The sequence below is a fragment of the Bacillus sp. FSL K6-2944 genome (assembly GCF_038005385.1).
GTDB classification, from domain to species: domain Bacteria; phylum Bacillota; class Bacilli; order Bacillales; family Bacillaceae_G; genus Bacillus_A; species Bacillus_A cereus.
Genome location: NZ_JBBOTE010000001.1, coordinates 3,096,334 through 3,109,884, shown reverse-complemented (window position 1 = coordinate 3,109,884; position 13,551 = coordinate 3,096,334). Strand labels below are relative to the sequence as shown.

The window sequence follows — 13,551 nt, the reverse complement described above, 5'->3', positions numbered from 1 at the left end:
TTTGATTTATCTATTTGTATAAATTAATGTATATTTGAATTTATAGTTATTGAGGAGGATATATGGTGAACTTTGAAGAATTAGCAATCGCTAGACGTTCTGCAATGAAATTTATACAAGGTATAGAAATCCCTAATGAGGATTTTAAAAAAATATTTGAGTTAACTAAGCTTTCTCCATCTTGCTATAATTTGCAGCACACACATTATGTTGTAATTCGTGATCAAGAGCGAAAAGAAAGATTAAAAGAATTAGCTTTCGGTCAATATAAAGTATCGAGTGCATCAGCGGTAGTGCTCGTTTGTGGTGATAAAAAAGCATACCAAAATGTTGAAAATATTTACTTCGGTATGAAAGTTTTAAAAATGATTGATGAATGTGAATATGAAGATACAATTAGGCAAACGAAAGGTTTATATGAAGGAAAAGGAGAGCGTTTCATGGAGGATGAAGCGATTAGAAATGCTTCGTTAAGCGCGATGACTTTTATGTACGCAGCTAAATATTATGGCTATGATACATGTCCAATGATTGGTTTCGATGAAAAAGCAGTACAAAGTGAATTAAATATGCCGGAGCATATAGTACCTGTTTTAATGATTACGATAGGAAAAAGTGATATGACTAAAACTCGCCCACGAGGATATCGAAAGCCGATTAGTGAATTTGTTACATACGAATCGTTTTAATAAAGTGAAACTTTTAATTAGTGGGGGTCTTACTGCCCGTTAATGCGGGACAAAATTTATTTAACTATAAAAACAAGGGGATTCTAAATGGAATCTTCTTGTTTTTGCAATTGACAAATAGAATGAAGTTTTATAATATATAAATCGTAATCATTACGTTTTAGTTGCGATCTTTGAAAGAAAGGAGAATTAAATATGCGTGTAAATATTACATTAGCTTGTACGGAGTGCGGCGATCGTAATTACATTTCTAAGAAAAATAAACGAAACAATCCAGAACGCATCGAACTAAAAAAATATTGTCCACGATTAAAGCGAGTAACGTTACATCGTGAGACGAAGTAAAAGACTAGAGATATCTCTAGTCTTTTTTTTATAGTTCCTTGGTTTTGTTTGTTATAATTACCTTAAAATGTAATAAAGGGAGCGGTATGATGAATCAAAAAGATAAGGAAAGAAAAGAGCGAGTGGCTCATATTATTAACATTCCAGATGAATATAGTCTTGTTGTAGATGATCAAGAAGGGGTTGATGACCCGTATCATCTATTATGGTGGGAGCATAAAGAGGATCAGGAGAGAACGATACAAATTACATTGAATAGACATACTGGTAATTTAATTGAATTTAGGATAGATGATGGAAATTATTTTTCGAGTGATAAGGAAGTTATAGAGGAGAATAGGGTAAGAGAGATTGCAAATGTATTTATAAAAAAACATGTGGAAGAAGAATTAGAGTTTTATACATATGTAACTATCCAGGATGATTGGCGTGGCTGGAAAGAAATAAATTATATGCAAGAAGTAAATGGATATCCATTACCGGATACAGGATGTGTGGTGCAAGTGCATCCTTCAGGGAATGTTGTGAATTTTCATTATAACGGACGAGAAAGCATAAAAGAAAAGCCGTTATGGCCAAGTGAGATTGTTGAGGAGAATATCGTTTTAGACAACTTAAAGGCCAAACAAGATATGAGGCTTGTATTTGTAGATTTAACACATTCTTTATGTAAATATGAAAATGGAGAAGAAGTAAAAGGGTACCACCTTGTGTATGTACCAGAACCTAGTCATGTATTTATTGATGCAAGTACAGGTAAAGATTTATTTGGACCAGATCATTATAAATTACCGCCAACAGTGGCTGTTAGAAAACAAAAAAAGGGTAGCCAACAAGATGATGTATTCGATTTATTTGACTGGGATAAAGAAAGTTTTACAAAAGTAGTTGAGACGGAAAATGATGATGAAATAAGGATGAAATTTGTTCCGAAAGAGGAATTACAAAAACAGAAAGAAGAAAAGAATCCATATTTAATGAATGAATTCTTTAACAAGCATTTACCGATGTTGAAATATAATAATTTAGTTAGCGTTACAATTGATAAATTAACCAATGAATTAACTGGTTTTATAAAACTGACAGATGATAAAGAAGTAAAGCAAATACTGTCTAGAGAGGAATGTTTACAAAAAGCACTTCAATTTTTAGAACGAGTTATTCCAGATATCAAACAATATCTGCGTCTTTGGGAGGAACGTGAAGCAGAAGAAGATGGGATTGAAAGATTTATCTTTTCTGTATATATAAATGATATTCCGGCAGAGTATAACCAATTTATGATCAACATCAATGCAGAAAATGGTGCTGTTATGCACTACTCGGGGGAGTCTAGCAACTTTATAAAAAAATTACTTACATATGAAACAACACCAAAAGTAACAAAAGAAAAAGCGTTAGAAATATACAGAGCGGCTATCCGAGTTAAATTAGAATGGTTTGTAGATCATGATGCAGAGGAAACGAAATACAAACTACTGTACAAACAAACGACAGATGAAAAACATAAAGAACCTTTTGATTGTAGTCGGGAAATTCGTTATATTGATGCCCAAACTGGGAGAAAGATTTGGAGTAAGTAAAATAAAAAGAGTTATTTTTCAAAGAAAATAACTCTTTTTATTTTTATAATTTGCCTGTTCGCTTTTCAAAAGTAAATGTGATAGGAAGATTGGAATGAGAACTATCACTTTTAAATATTACTTTCCATTCTTTAGTATGGGCTTTAATTTCAAAATTAAGAAGATTTATCGCTCTACGTTTATCTATTTCTAAAAACATATTATGAATTTCTGGTTCTTGCTGTAAATTAAGAGCCTTTAGTGTGACTGTAAATGTGAAAAAATTCTGCCCTTCATATACTATTTTTGATATTTTTGTTTTTTGTGTATTTAACAGCACATAAAAACGGTCTGATGGAGTTAATTGTACAGAGTCATCAGTAATTTCATTCTCGCTATTATGAAGTTCAACTAAGAAAGATGTACTATGGGAAGAATCTTTTTTGCTTGTAATCTGTAATTCAGTAGGAATCATCGGTATTTCATAAAAGTCATTCCTTATTATGTTATTGTAATCCTCTGAAAATTTACGGACTTCTTTTGGAAAAGAGTCTTCTTGTGTACTTAAAAAAGTTTTATGTTGCTTTGGAGTTTTTTTACTAAAATTTAATGTTTCTTTAAAGTAATAATTGGATCCAGTTAAAAATAAAAAACTACAAATTAATAAAAAAATTCGATACAGATTTTGAAAATGAAAGAACAATAGTATACATGTAATAATTCCAATTACATAGAAAATAAAGATAAGTAGTTCTAGTTTTGAGTGAAACGAGAAACCATAGTTATGAAAAAATTTTATTCCAGTTATAATTTGAGCTCCAAAAAATAAAGAAATTCCAAATTGAAAAAATAATAAATCAGGCCCTCTTTTAATAACAAAAGTAATGAACGAAATGAAAAGTAAAAATACCCCTAAATAAATTGTTACATTTAATAATCGTTCTAATGTAATCATGAATAATGTCCCCTTTAATAGCATATTCATATATAAATAACAATTTTATATAATTATAATATAACAATAAATTATTTTAAATGTTGGAAGTGTTGAGTTTTATAAATAAACTGTACAGACACAAACAACCTCACGCCCACATACACATAATAAAGACCACTATTTTGGCGGAGGTGAAAGGTTTGAGTCTATTCGCCGCAATTGGATATATGGTTCGAGAAGTGTTTGTCTTTGTTTCTTATGTGAAGAATAATGCGTTCCCGCAGCCGTTATCATCAGATGATGAGAGAAAGTACTTAGAGTTAATGGAGCAAGGTGATGCTCAAGCGAGAAATCTTTTAATTGAACATAATTTACGGCTTGTAGCTCATATCGTTAAAAAATTTGAGAACACAGGAGAAGATGCAGAAGATTTAATTTCAATTGGTACGATCGGGCTCATTAAAGCGATCGAGAGCTATTCTGCTGGAAAGGGAACGAAGCTTGCGACGTATGCAGCACGCTGTATTGAAAATGAAATTTTGATGCATTTACGTGTACTAAAGAAAACGAAAAAAGATGTTTCACTTCATGATCCGATCGGGCAAGATAAAGAGGGCAATGAAATATCGCTTATTGATATATTAAAATCAGAGTCTGAAGATGTAATTGATATGATTCAGCTTAGTATGGAGTTAGAAAAAATTAAAGAGTATATCGATATTTTAGACGAAAGAGAAAAAGAAGTGATTGTGAAACGTTTTGGACTTGGGCTAGATAAGGAGAAAACACAGCGGGAAATCGCTAAGGCGCTTGGTATTTCTAGAAGCTATGTATCACGGATTGAAAAGCGTGCTTTAATGAAAATGTTCCACGAGTTTGTAAGGGCAGAGAAAGAGAAAAAAGCGAAAGAGTAAAGTGTATTAGAAGCAGCCATATTTAAAATGGGCTGCTTTTCTTATTGTAAATAAGAAAAGAAAACGCGTTATGCTAAGAAGAAATACATGTTCACTGTTGAAAATGACGGATTCTATCTGTAATATTAGAAGGTGCTAAATAATTTAAGAATAATACCATACTTAGTTTTCTGTATGTATAATAAGGCTGCTTTATATGATATGTGGGAATAAGAACCAATTTTACATATGATATAGAAAGAAAAGAAGGGAAAACTAAAGTTATAGACTGATTAGGGGGTTTCGCAATTTGCGACGTACATTATATCGACTTATGATAGAACTTACAAATGGTCGCTTTACTTCTTATATATTACGTAAATTTGCACAATCTCGTTTGAGCTCTATCATTATTCCATCGTATGCGAAAGTTTTTCAAATTAATCAAGATGAGATGGAAAAGGGTTTGAAGGAATATAGAACATTGCATGAATTATTTACGCGTAAGCTAAAAGAAGGAAAGCGTAGTATTGATACAGATGCATCGAGTATCGTTAGTCCTGTTGATGGTGTTTTTGCAGATCAAGGTCCTATTGAGGATACAAAAACATTTGATATTAAAGGAAAGCGTTATTCGATTGTGGATATGCTAGGTAATGAAGAACGTGCAACGCGATATGCAGGCGGTACATATATGGTAATTTATTTGAGTCCAAGTCATTATCATCGCATTCATAGTCCGCTTTCTGGTTCTGTGACTGAAAGATTTGTACTCGGTAGAAAATCATATCCGGTAAATGCAGCTGGTATGGAATACGGGAAAGAACCACTGTCAAAAAATTATCGTTCTGTTACAGAAGTAAGCAGTGATGGCGAGCATATGGCTCTTGTAAAAGTAGGTGCCATGTTTGTTAATAGTATTGAGCTTTTGCATGAGAGAGACACTGTTCAAAAAGGTGAAGAAATGGCATACTTTACATTTGGTTCAACAGTTGTGTTATTGTTTGAAAAAGATATGATAGAAGTAGTGCAGGAATTAAAGAGTGGACAAGAGCTTCGTCTTGGTCAAAAAATAGCTACTCGCTTAGCTCATAAATAAAGAAAAGCTTTTATAACCGTAAGTAAGAGTTATGGGCAAAGATACTTAATGATGAAATCCCCTAGATGGGAGTACTTGTTTATTCGAGAGCCATCGTAGGATGGCTCTTTTTACAGGGCATCCAATAAATTATCCTTTAACTGTTTAATTGATAAGGGCTGATTAAACTTTCACTTTATATGTAATCAAGATGATTTGACAAGCTTGTCCTCTAATGAGCGTCTAATGATTTCTTGTTTTATAAGTAAAATGAAGTCGGGATTTAATTTTAGTTCTTTTGCTTTATAATAAGACTCAGTGAGTAACTCAGTGGATAACTGTTCCATATGTTTTGTTTTCAAGGTGAGTCACCTCCTAATAATATAAGGATTGATTCGTTGATGCATTTAATGTACCAAAAAAATATGACAGTCACAAACGAGTGGTTATCCACATACCTAGGTGGATAAAGTGTGTATAGTTTGTTAGTAAATTCCAAATTAACTGAAAAATTAATGTGGAAAATGTGTACAATTTTATCCACAGGTTATATATCGAAAAATGTTGTCGAAAAATTTTATGAAAAATCCTCAAAGAGGTGAAAGAAATTGAAACTATTTTTACCAAATGAATATGTGAAAAATGTATATCATGTTCAACCAGAAGATTTAAAAAAACGTGGGATTAAAGGCGTTATTACTGACTTAGATAACACTTTAATTGAATGGGATCGTCCCAATGCAACACCGCAACTTGAAAAATGGTTCTTGGAAATGAAAGAGCAAGGCATTCAAGTAACGGTCGTTTCAAATAATAATGAGCAACGTGTAAAAGATTTTGCTGATCCATTAGGTATTCCATTTATTCATAGTGCACGTAAACCATTTGTTCGCGCATTTAAGCGTGCGATACAAGAGATGCGTTTGCAGCCAGATGAAGTTGTAGTAATTGGAGATCAGTTACTGACGGACGTGCTTGGTGGCAACCGAGTAGGCCTTCATACAATTTTAGTTGTACCGGTAGCACAAACGGACGGATTAGTAACGCGTTTTAATCGAAAAATTGAACGAAGAATTATGAAAAATATGAAGAAAAAAGGTTTAATTAACTGGGAGGAATAAAGTTTGACTGAAACAATTAAATGTATTGGTTGCGGTGTAGAAATTCAAACAGAAAATAAAAACGAAGTGGGGTATGCTCCTGCCTCATCTTTAGAGAAAGAACAAGTTATTTGTCAACGTTGTTTTCGCTTGAAGCATTACAATGAAATTCAAGATGTATCGTTAACAGATGATGACTTCCTACGCATTTTAAATGGAATTGGAAAATCAGATGCATTAGTAGTCAAAATTGTAGATATTTTTGATTTTAATGGTAGCTGGTTACCTGGCTTACATCGTTTCGTAGGGAATAATAAAGTATTACTTGTTGGAAATAAAGCTGATTTAATTCCAAAGTCAGTAAAACATGATAAAGTAAAACATTGGATGCGCTATAGTGCAAAGCAGCTAGGATTAAAACCAGAAGATGTCTTTTTAATTAGTGCAGCGAAGGGACAAGGAATCGCTGAACTAGCAGATGCTATTGAGTATTATCGCGGCGGCAAAGATGTTTATGTTGTTGGATGTACGAATGTAGGGAAATCGACATTTATTAATCGTATGATTAAAGAATTTAGTGATGAGACTGAAAATGTAATTACAACATCTCATTTCCCAGGAACAACACTTGATTTAATTGATATTCCATTGGACGAAGAGTCTTCTTTATATGATACGCCAGGTATTATTAACCACCACCAAATGGCTCATTATGTTGGAAAGCAAAGCTTAAAGCTTATTACACCAACAAAAGAAATTAAGCCGATGGTATTCCAATTAAATGAAGAACAAACGTTATTCTTTAGTGGATTGGCACGTTTTGATTATGTAAGTGGTGGTCGTCGTGCATTTACTTGTCACTTCTCGAATCGCTTAACAATCCATCGTACAAAGCTTGAGAAAGCAGATGAATTATATAAAAATCATGCCGGGGATTTACTAAGCCCACCAACGCCAGAAGAATTAGCAAATATGCCTGAGCTAGTGAAATACGAATTTAATATTCGTGAACCTAAAACGGATGTTGTATTCTCTGGATTAGGATGGGTTACTGTGAACGAACCAGGAGCAAAAATTGTTGCACACGTACCAAAAGGAGTAAGTGTTTCACTACGTAAATCTTTAATTTAATATGGAGAGGGATTTATGAAACAATTATATGGTGTAATCGGAAATCCAATTGGACATTCATTATCACCCGTTATGCATAACGATGCATTTGAACACTTGAATATGGATGCCCATTATCATGCGTTCCTTGTTGAAGAGGAATTGCTAGGGGAAGCAGTAAGAGGTTTAAAAGCATTAGGTATTTCAGGATTTAATGTAACAACTCCGCACAAGGTTGCTATTATGGAGTATTTGGATGAGATTGACCCATTAGCAAGGAAAATCGGTGCAGTAAATACAGTGGTTCATAAGGATGGAAGATTAATTGGCTATAACACAGACGGGATTGGTTTTGTTCGAGCGCTGCAGTCAATTAGTAATGAACCACTTCAAGGGAAACGTATTTTGTTACTTGGTTCAGGTGGTGCTAGCCGAGCTATTTATTTTTCTCTTGCTGATGTAGGTGTAAAAGAGATTGATGTAGCCAATCGTACAGTAGATAAGGCAAAGGAACTTATTGCTGCACGTACGGCCGATGTTAATTCTGTTGCTTTGTCGTTAGAAAAAGCGACAGAAGAACAAGGAAATTATGATATTATCATTCAGACGACAACGATAGGTATGCATCCACACGTAGAACATACGCCATTACAAATTTGTTCGTTAAAAAAAGGAACGATTGTATCAGATATAATTTATAATCCATTTGAAACGAAAATTTTATGTGAGGCAAAAGAGCAAGGTGCAATCATTCAAAATGGTATTGATATGTTTGTTTATCAAGGAGCACTTGCATTTGAAATGTGGACAGGACGCACGCCAAATATCGAGAGAATGAAACAATTAGTTATAGAAAAGCTTGGAGGCTAACATACATGTTAACAGGAAAACAAAAAAGATTTTTACGTGCACAAGCACATCATTTAACACCAATTTTTCAAGTAGGAAAAGGCGGAGTAAATGAAAATATGATTAAACAAATCGCAGATACTTTAGAAGCTCGTGAGTTATTTAAAGTAAGTGTATTACAAAACTGTGAATTTGATCGCCGTGAGGTTGCGGAAGAACTTGCAAAAGGTGCACGTGCTGAAATCGTTCAAGTAATTGGAAGCACAATCGTTTTATACAAAGAATCAAGAGAAAATAAACAAATTAAGCTTCCTCGATAAAAAGACTAGCATGCGCTATTTTTATCGTTTATGCGTAATGATGTAGAGAGCGAAACCGATTGAACTTTTATTAATAGCAACTCTCTTCATTCCTAACCGAGGAGAGTTGCTGTATGTAAAAGGAAGGGGCGTTTCTTTTGAGAAAAATTGGCATCATTGGCGGTACATTTGATCCGCCTCACTATGGACATTTGCTAATTGCAAATGAAGTATATCACGCTTTGAACTTGGAAGAAGTATGGTTCTTGCCAAACCAGATTCCGCCACATAAACAAGGGCGGAATATTACAAGTGTAGAAAGTCGTTTACATATGTTAGAGCTCGCGACTGAGGCAGAAGAGCACTTTTCTATTTGTTTAGAAGAGCTAAGTAGGAAGGGCCCATCTTATACGTATGACACTATGTTACAATTGACGAAGAAGTATCCGGATGTGCAGTTTCACTTTATTATTGGTGGGGATATGGTTGAGTATTTACCGAAGTGGTATAACATTGAAGCTTTACTTAATCTTGTAACGTTTGTTGGAGTTGCAAGACCTGGGTATACATTGCATACACCATATAAGATTACTACAGTGGAAATTCCGGAATTTGCAGTTTCTTCATCCTTATTACGTGAGAGATATAAGGAGAAGAAAACGTGTAAATATTTACTTCCCGAAAAAGTACAGGTATATATCGAGAGGAATGGGTTGTATGAATCGTGAAAATGCACTGCATATTGTCAAACAACAAATGCATGAAAAACGTTATATACACACAATTGGTGTAATGGAGACAGCGATTGAGCTTGCTAAGTTATACGGTGTGGACGAAAAAAAAGCAGAGATGGCAGCTATATTCCATGATTATGCGAAATGTAGAACAATTTCAGAGATGGAAGAGATTATTAAACGTGAAGATTTGCCGAAAGATTTACTTTGCTATAACAAAGAGTTATGGCATGCACCTGTTGGGGCATACTTAGTAGAAAAAGAAGTAGGCATTACGGATTCTGAAATTTTGCAAGCTATTACATATCATACAAGTGGTCATGAGAATATGACGATGTTAGATAAAGTGATTTATGTAGCGGATTACATTGAACCTGGGCGAAAGTTTCCAGGAGTGGAAGAGGCTCGTAAACTCGCATATACGGATATAAATCAAGCTTTATTATTTGCGTTAAAGAGAACAATTCAATTTTTAATGGAAAAAGATCAGACGATTTATCCATTAACATTCCAAACATACAATGCAGTTATCAAGGAGGAAATGAGTAAATGAACGATAAAGATTTATTAGTATTAGCGGCAAAAGCAGCTGATGATAAGAGAGCAGAAGATATGGTTGTCCTAAATATGCAAGGTATTTCACCAATTGCAGATTATTTCATTATTTGTCACGGAAATTCAGATAAACAAGTGCAAGCAATTGCACGTGAAATTAAATCAAAAGCACATGAGTTCCAAATCGACGTACAACGTATGGAAGGGTTTGACGAAGCACGTTGGGTATTAGTTGATCTTGGAGATGTAGTTGCTCATGTATTCCATAAAGATGAGCGTAATCACTATAATTTAGAGCGTCTATGGGGCGATGTGCCACGTGAAGATATTACAGAAGAGTTAGGCCAATGAAATACGAACAATTTGCATTGTTGTACGACGAACTAATGAATGATGTCCCTTATGATAAATGGGTGGAATTTACAGAGGAAAGTTTACAGCAGGCAGATATGAAAGAGGCAAAAATTCTTGATGTAGCATGCGGTACAGGTAATGTAACCCTGCCGCTTGTGCAAAAGGGTTACGATTTAATAGGTGTCGATCTTTCAGAAGAAATGTTAACAGTCGCTCAGCAAAAACTAGGAGGAGAGGGATACTTTATTCCTTTTTATCAACAAGACATGCGAGAGCTTGATGTTCCAGGTGAGTTTGATTGTGTAACCATCTTTTGTGATTCATTAAATTATGTATTGCAAGAAGATGGAGTACAAGAAACATTTAGAAGAGTATTTCATCATTTACGTCAAGATGGTTTGTTTTTATTTGATGTACATTCTTTATATAAAATACATCATGTATTTCAAAATGAAACGTATACAGTGAATGGAGAAGAAATATCTCTTATTTGGAATTGCTTCCCTGGTGAAGAATCAAATAGTGTAGAGCATGATTTAACATTCTTTGTTCAAGATCCGGAAGAAGATGTGTACCATCGGTTTGACGAATGTCACGTGCAACGTGCATATCAAGTGGAAGAGTTAACGAAATGGCTTGAAGAAGCAGGTTTTACAGTGCTTCGTGTAACAGGTGATTTTGAGCGACTTGAAGTTACAGAACAAACAGAGCGTATTTTCTTCATGGCGAAGAAAAATGGATAAAACAAAAGCAACCGAGAAGGTTGCTTTTGTTTTATAAAGAAGATGTATTTTTAGTTCTAGCATAATCTGAAGATTGTATGCGTAAAGTGTGGGAATAGTAGTTGAAGTGAAAATGTATTGTAAAAAAGTAAGTATTTATAAAAAGGATTTGGAATGAAAATGACGTATTTATTATGTGTGTTTATTGAATTGCTGATCAACGCATTCTAAATCTTCATCAAATTTTTCATGTGTTCGCTCGATTAACTTATGGAACATATCTCCAACGTGCTCTTCTAAAACCCGAATGCCTTCCCCAGTAACGCCGCCTTTCACGCAAACCTTTTCTTGTAAGGTAGGTAATGTGAAGATTTCTTTTTCAAGTAATTTCCCCATCCCCACGACCATTTCACTTACTAAAGTAGTAGCCTCTTCGTGTGTAATATTTGTTTTATCTACAGCAGCGTTAATGAAGCATTGTAGTAAATAACTAAAGAAAGCAGGACCGCAACTTGCTATATCAGATGAAACGCGCGTTATATCTTCTTCTATTACAAGAGGTGTAGAAATGTTTTTGAATAGACGAAGTAGTTTTTGTTGCCATTCTTCAGAGCAATTATCTCCAAATGTAAATAGTGAGGCGCCAGAGAGCGCGCGATTTGTGATACTTGGAATGATACGCGCGACGTGGCAAGGTACGAGAGTCTCTAATTGTGATGGAGATATTGGACTTGTAATAGAAACTAAGCACGTTTCATCAGAAAAATGTTCAGCGTATTTTTTTAGGATAGGGTATATATCTATCGGCTTGACACAAATAAAAATAAGTTGTGATTGTTCGATTACTTCCGGGATTGTTTTTGCTATATGAACAGAAGGGTATTTTTCTTTTATATGATATGCTTTTGCAGGCGTCCGATTAATGATTGTAAGGCACGAAGGTTTGACAGCACGGGTTTCTAAAAATGCATCGATTAGTATATTCCCCATGTTTCCTGTCCCTATAATTCCTATGTTCAAAGTTTCATCCCTCCTTCGTAACAGCTTTCTCCTAAACAATATGAATGATGTTATAAATTTATGATTAGAGGTGTAAAATGATGTGGGATTTTCCGAAAAAGTGGTTAGGTTTAGTAGCTATTATTGGAACTTTACTTTTTCTTGTTTTTTGGAAAACGAATCAGAGTGTAGAACGAATGCCTATTACAATGAATGTACAAGAGAAGGAGATCGAAAAAAAGGGTAAACCGAAAATATCGGATACAAAGGAACAGAAAAGAACAATTATAATTGATGTGAAAGGAGCGGTTAGTAAAGAAGGGGTATATGAAATGAAGGAAGGAGATCGCGTAAAGGATGCGGTTCAAAAGGCTGGTGGTTTTTTATCAGAAGTAGATATGAAAAAAGTGAATTTAGCACAAATTGTACAAGATCAAATGCTTCTTTATATACCGAGTAAAAATGAATCAGAACAAGGGGTGCTTACTTCTTCTAAGGAAGATGGCAAGATTCGAATAAATACAGCGGTGAAAGAACAACTAGAAAAAATTACAGGGATTGGCTCTCGAAAGGCAGAAAGTATTTTGAAATATCGAGAAGAACATGGTCCGTTTCAGAAAATAGAAGATTTATTAGAGATTGATGGGATTGGTGCGAAGTCTCTTGAAAAGATAAAAGATCAAATTATTATTCCGTAAAAGATTGACGAAGTTTTTCTTCTTTCGCTACACTACAAGTAGACAAAAAAGTAGGTGAAAAATATGGAACGAATTTCATGGGATCAATATTTTATGACGCAAAGCCATCTACTATCTTTGCGTAGTACATGTACAAGGCTTGCGGTAGGAGCGACAATCGTTCGCGATAAACGAATTATTGCTGGTGGATATAATGGTTCAATTAAAGGTGGCGTACATTGTATAGATGATGGTTGTTACGTAATCGATAATCATTGTGTTCGGACAATTCATGCCGAAATGAATGCTTTATTACAATGTGCCAAGTTTGGTGCGAAAACAGAGGAAGCAGAAATTTACGTTACGCATTTCCCTTGTTTACAATGTTGTAAGGCAATTATTCAAAGTGGTATTACAGCGGTTTATTATGCGCAGGATTATAAAAATCATCCATACGCCATAGAGTTATTTGAACAAGCGAATGTAACAGTGAAACACGTTCCGCTAGAATATGATATTGCTGCATTAGAGGATCAAAAACGTTATACAGAGTTGAAAGAATTATTTGTGTCTTTAGAAAAAGATAATTTATCAATGGAAGAATTACAGCATGTATTCACGAAAGCAAAAATGATGCTATAAGGAGTG

18 protein-coding genes are annotated in these 13,551 nt (G+C 34.3%); 15 read left to right on the top strand and 3 right to left on the bottom strand.

All coding sequences use genetic code 11. The annotated features are described in order from the left end of the window. The first annotated feature begins 62 nt into the window (after positions 1-62). The 3 genes from MHH55_RS15810 (at position 63) to MHH55_RS15800 (ending at position 2,617) form a co-directional block, all read left to right on the top strand. Positions 63-689 carry a nitroreductase family protein gene (locus MHH55_RS15810; RefSeq protein ID WP_000245983.1) on the top strand — a complete coding sequence of 209 codons (627 nt, stop codon included), beginning with the start codon at positions 63-65 and terminating at the stop codon, positions 687-689. 195 nt (positions 690-884) lie between these two features. Continuing rightward, the gene (rpmG, locus tag MHH55_RS15805) at positions 885-1,034 is read left to right on the top strand and encodes a 50S ribosomal protein L33 (RefSeq protein ID WP_001265617.1); all 150 of its coding nucleotides are present in this window, start codon (positions 885-887) and stop codon (positions 1,032-1,034) included. A gap of 86 nt (positions 1,035-1,120) precedes the next feature. Then, positions 1,121-2,617, top strand: a complete 1,497-nt coding sequence (locus MHH55_RS15800; RefSeq protein WP_139362412.1) for a YcdB/YcdC domain-containing protein — start codon at positions 1,121-1,123, stop codon at positions 2,615-2,617. 43 nt (positions 2,618-2,660) lie between these two features. Here MHH55_RS15800 and MHH55_RS15795 read toward each other — a convergent pair whose 3' ends face one another. Next, positions 2,661-3,581 (bottom strand): hypothetical protein, encoded by a 921-nt coding sequence (locus MHH55_RS15795; protein WP_002041824.1) that lies wholly within the window; start codon positions 3,579-3,581, stop codon positions 2,661-2,663. 152 nt (positions 3,582-3,733) lie between these two features. Here MHH55_RS15795 and sigK point away from each other — a divergent pair, with 152 nt between their 5' ends. Then, positions 3,734-4,447 (top strand): RNA polymerase sporulation sigma factor SigK, encoded by a 714-nt coding sequence (gene sigK / locus MHH55_RS15790; RefSeq protein ID WP_000051382.1) that lies wholly within the window; start codon positions 3,734-3,736, stop codon positions 4,445-4,447. A 289-nt stretch (positions 4,448-4,736) separates the two neighbouring features. Continuing rightward, positions 4,737-5,525, top strand: a complete 789-nt coding sequence (locus tag MHH55_RS15785) for a phosphatidylserine decarboxylase (protein WP_001255003.1) — start codon at positions 4,737-4,739, stop codon at positions 5,523-5,525. Between the two features lie 185 nt (positions 5,526-5,710). Here the strand turns inward: MHH55_RS15785 and MHH55_RS15780 are convergent, their stop codons facing one another. Continuing rightward, positions 5,711-5,866 carry a sporulation histidine kinase inhibitor Sda gene (locus MHH55_RS15780; protein ID WP_000850094.1) on the bottom strand — a complete coding sequence of 52 codons (156 nt, stop codon included), beginning with the start codon at positions 5,864-5,866 and terminating at the stop codon, positions 5,711-5,713. A 246-nt stretch (positions 5,867-6,112) separates the two neighbouring features. Between MHH55_RS15780 and MHH55_RS15775 the strand changes: the two genes are divergently transcribed. From MHH55_RS15775 to MHH55_RS15740, 8 genes are all read left to right on the top strand, one after another. Further along, the gene (locus MHH55_RS15775) at positions 6,113-6,625 is read left to right on the top strand and encodes a YqeG family HAD IIIA-type phosphatase (RefSeq protein WP_000765314.1); all 513 of its coding nucleotides are present in this window, start codon (positions 6,113-6,115) and stop codon (positions 6,623-6,625) included. A gap of 3 nt (positions 6,626-6,628) precedes the next feature. After that, positions 6,629-7,735 (top strand): ribosome biogenesis GTPase YqeH, encoded by a 1,107-nt coding sequence (gene yqeH, locus MHH55_RS15770; RefSeq protein WP_000140799.1) that lies wholly within the window; start codon positions 6,629-6,631, stop codon positions 7,733-7,735. A 15-nt stretch (positions 7,736-7,750) separates the two neighbouring features. Then, positions 7,751-8,584 carry a shikimate dehydrogenase gene (gene aroE / locus MHH55_RS15765; RefSeq protein WP_000812076.1) on the top strand — a complete coding sequence of 278 codons (834 nt, stop codon included), beginning with the start codon at positions 7,751-7,753 and terminating at the stop codon, positions 8,582-8,584. 5 nt (positions 8,585-8,589) lie between these two features. Continuing rightward, positions 8,590-8,883, top strand: coding sequence for a ribosome assembly RNA-binding protein YhbY (gene yhbY, locus MHH55_RS15760; protein ID WP_000955224.1), 294 nt, complete (start codon positions 8,590-8,592; stop codon positions 8,881-8,883). A 137-nt stretch (positions 8,884-9,020) separates the two neighbouring features. Beyond that, complete coding sequence (nadD, locus tag MHH55_RS15755; protein WP_001226048.1) at positions 9,021-9,590, top strand: nicotinate-nucleotide adenylyltransferase; 570 nt, start codon at positions 9,021-9,023, stop codon at positions 9,588-9,590. Beyond that, a complete protein-coding gene (yqeK, locus tag MHH55_RS15750; protein WP_078186304.1) occupies positions 9,580-10,149 on the top strand; it encodes a bis(5'-nucleosyl)-tetraphosphatase (symmetrical) YqeK in 570 nt (189 codons plus the stop codon). The genes nadD and yqeK overlap by 11 nt, the downstream gene beginning before the upstream one ends. Further along, positions 10,146-10,502 carry a ribosome silencing factor gene (gene rsfS, locus MHH55_RS15745; RefSeq protein WP_000998173.1) on the top strand — a complete coding sequence of 119 codons (357 nt, stop codon included), beginning with the start codon at positions 10,146-10,148 and terminating at the stop codon, positions 10,500-10,502. The genes yqeK and rsfS overlap by 4 nt, the downstream gene beginning before the upstream one ends. Beyond that, positions 10,499-11,248, top strand: a complete 750-nt coding sequence (locus MHH55_RS15740; protein ID WP_000873069.1) for a class I SAM-dependent methyltransferase — start codon at positions 10,499-10,501, stop codon at positions 11,246-11,248. Before rsfS ends, MHH55_RS15740 begins: the two co-directional genes overlap by 4 nt. Positions 11,249-11,419: 171 nt before the next feature. Here MHH55_RS15740 and comER read toward each other — a convergent pair whose 3' ends face one another. Further along, positions 11,420-12,247 carry a late competence protein ComER gene (gene comER, locus MHH55_RS15735; RefSeq protein ID WP_001020554.1) on the bottom strand — a complete coding sequence of 276 codons (828 nt, stop codon included), beginning with the start codon at positions 12,245-12,247 and terminating at the stop codon, positions 11,420-11,422. A gap of 77 nt (positions 12,248-12,324) precedes the next feature. Between comER and MHH55_RS15730 the strand changes: the two genes are divergently transcribed. Beyond that, on the top strand, positions 12,325-12,924 hold the full coding sequence (locus tag MHH55_RS15730; protein ID WP_078186303.1) for a helix-hairpin-helix domain-containing protein: 600 nt from the start codon (positions 12,325-12,327) through the stop codon (positions 12,922-12,924). Positions 12,925-12,987: 63 nt separating this feature from the next. Continuing rightward, positions 12,988-13,545 (top strand): ComE operon protein 2, encoded by a 558-nt coding sequence (locus tag MHH55_RS15725; protein ID WP_000439770.1) that lies wholly within the window; start codon positions 12,988-12,990, stop codon positions 13,543-13,545. The last annotated feature ends 6 nt before the right edge of the window (positions 13,546-13,551 follow it).

Coding starts and splice junctions, on each gene's coding strand:
- MHH55_RS15810 (WP_000245983.1), top strand. CDS start 63: ATGGTGAACTTTGAAGAATTAGCAATCGCTAGACGTTCTGCAATGAAA.
- MHH55_RS15730 (WP_078186303.1), top strand. CDS start 12,325: ATGATGTGGGATTTTCCGAAAAAGTGGTTAGGTTTAGTAGCTATTATT.
- rsfS (WP_000998173.1), top strand. CDS start 10,146: ATGAACGATAAAGATTTATTAGTATTAGCGGCAAAAGCAGCTGATGAT.
- yhbY (WP_000955224.1), top strand. CDS start 8,590: ATGTTAACAGGAAAACAAAAAAGATTTTTACGTGCACAAGCACATCAT.
- aroE (WP_000812076.1), top strand. CDS start 7,751: ATGAAACAATTATATGGTGTAATCGGAAATCCAATTGGACATTCATTA.
- MHH55_RS15795 (WP_002041824.1), bottom strand. CDS start 3,581: ATGAATATGCTATTAAAGGGGACATTATTCATGATTACATTAGAACGA.
- MHH55_RS15800 (WP_139362412.1), top strand. CDS start 1,121: ATGATGAATCAAAAAGATAAGGAAAGAAAAGAGCGAGTGGCTCATATT.
- rpmG (WP_001265617.1), top strand. CDS start 885: ATGCGTGTAAATATTACATTAGCTTGTACGGAGTGCGGCGATCGTAAT.
- MHH55_RS15725 (WP_000439770.1), top strand. CDS start 12,988: ATGGAACGAATTTCATGGGATCAATATTTTATGACGCAAAGCCATCTA.
- MHH55_RS15740 (WP_000873069.1), top strand. CDS start 10,499: ATGAAATACGAACAATTTGCATTGTTGTACGACGAACTAATGAATGAT.
- yqeK (WP_078186304.1), top strand. CDS start 9,580: ATGAATCGTGAAAATGCACTGCATATTGTCAAACAACAAATGCATGAA.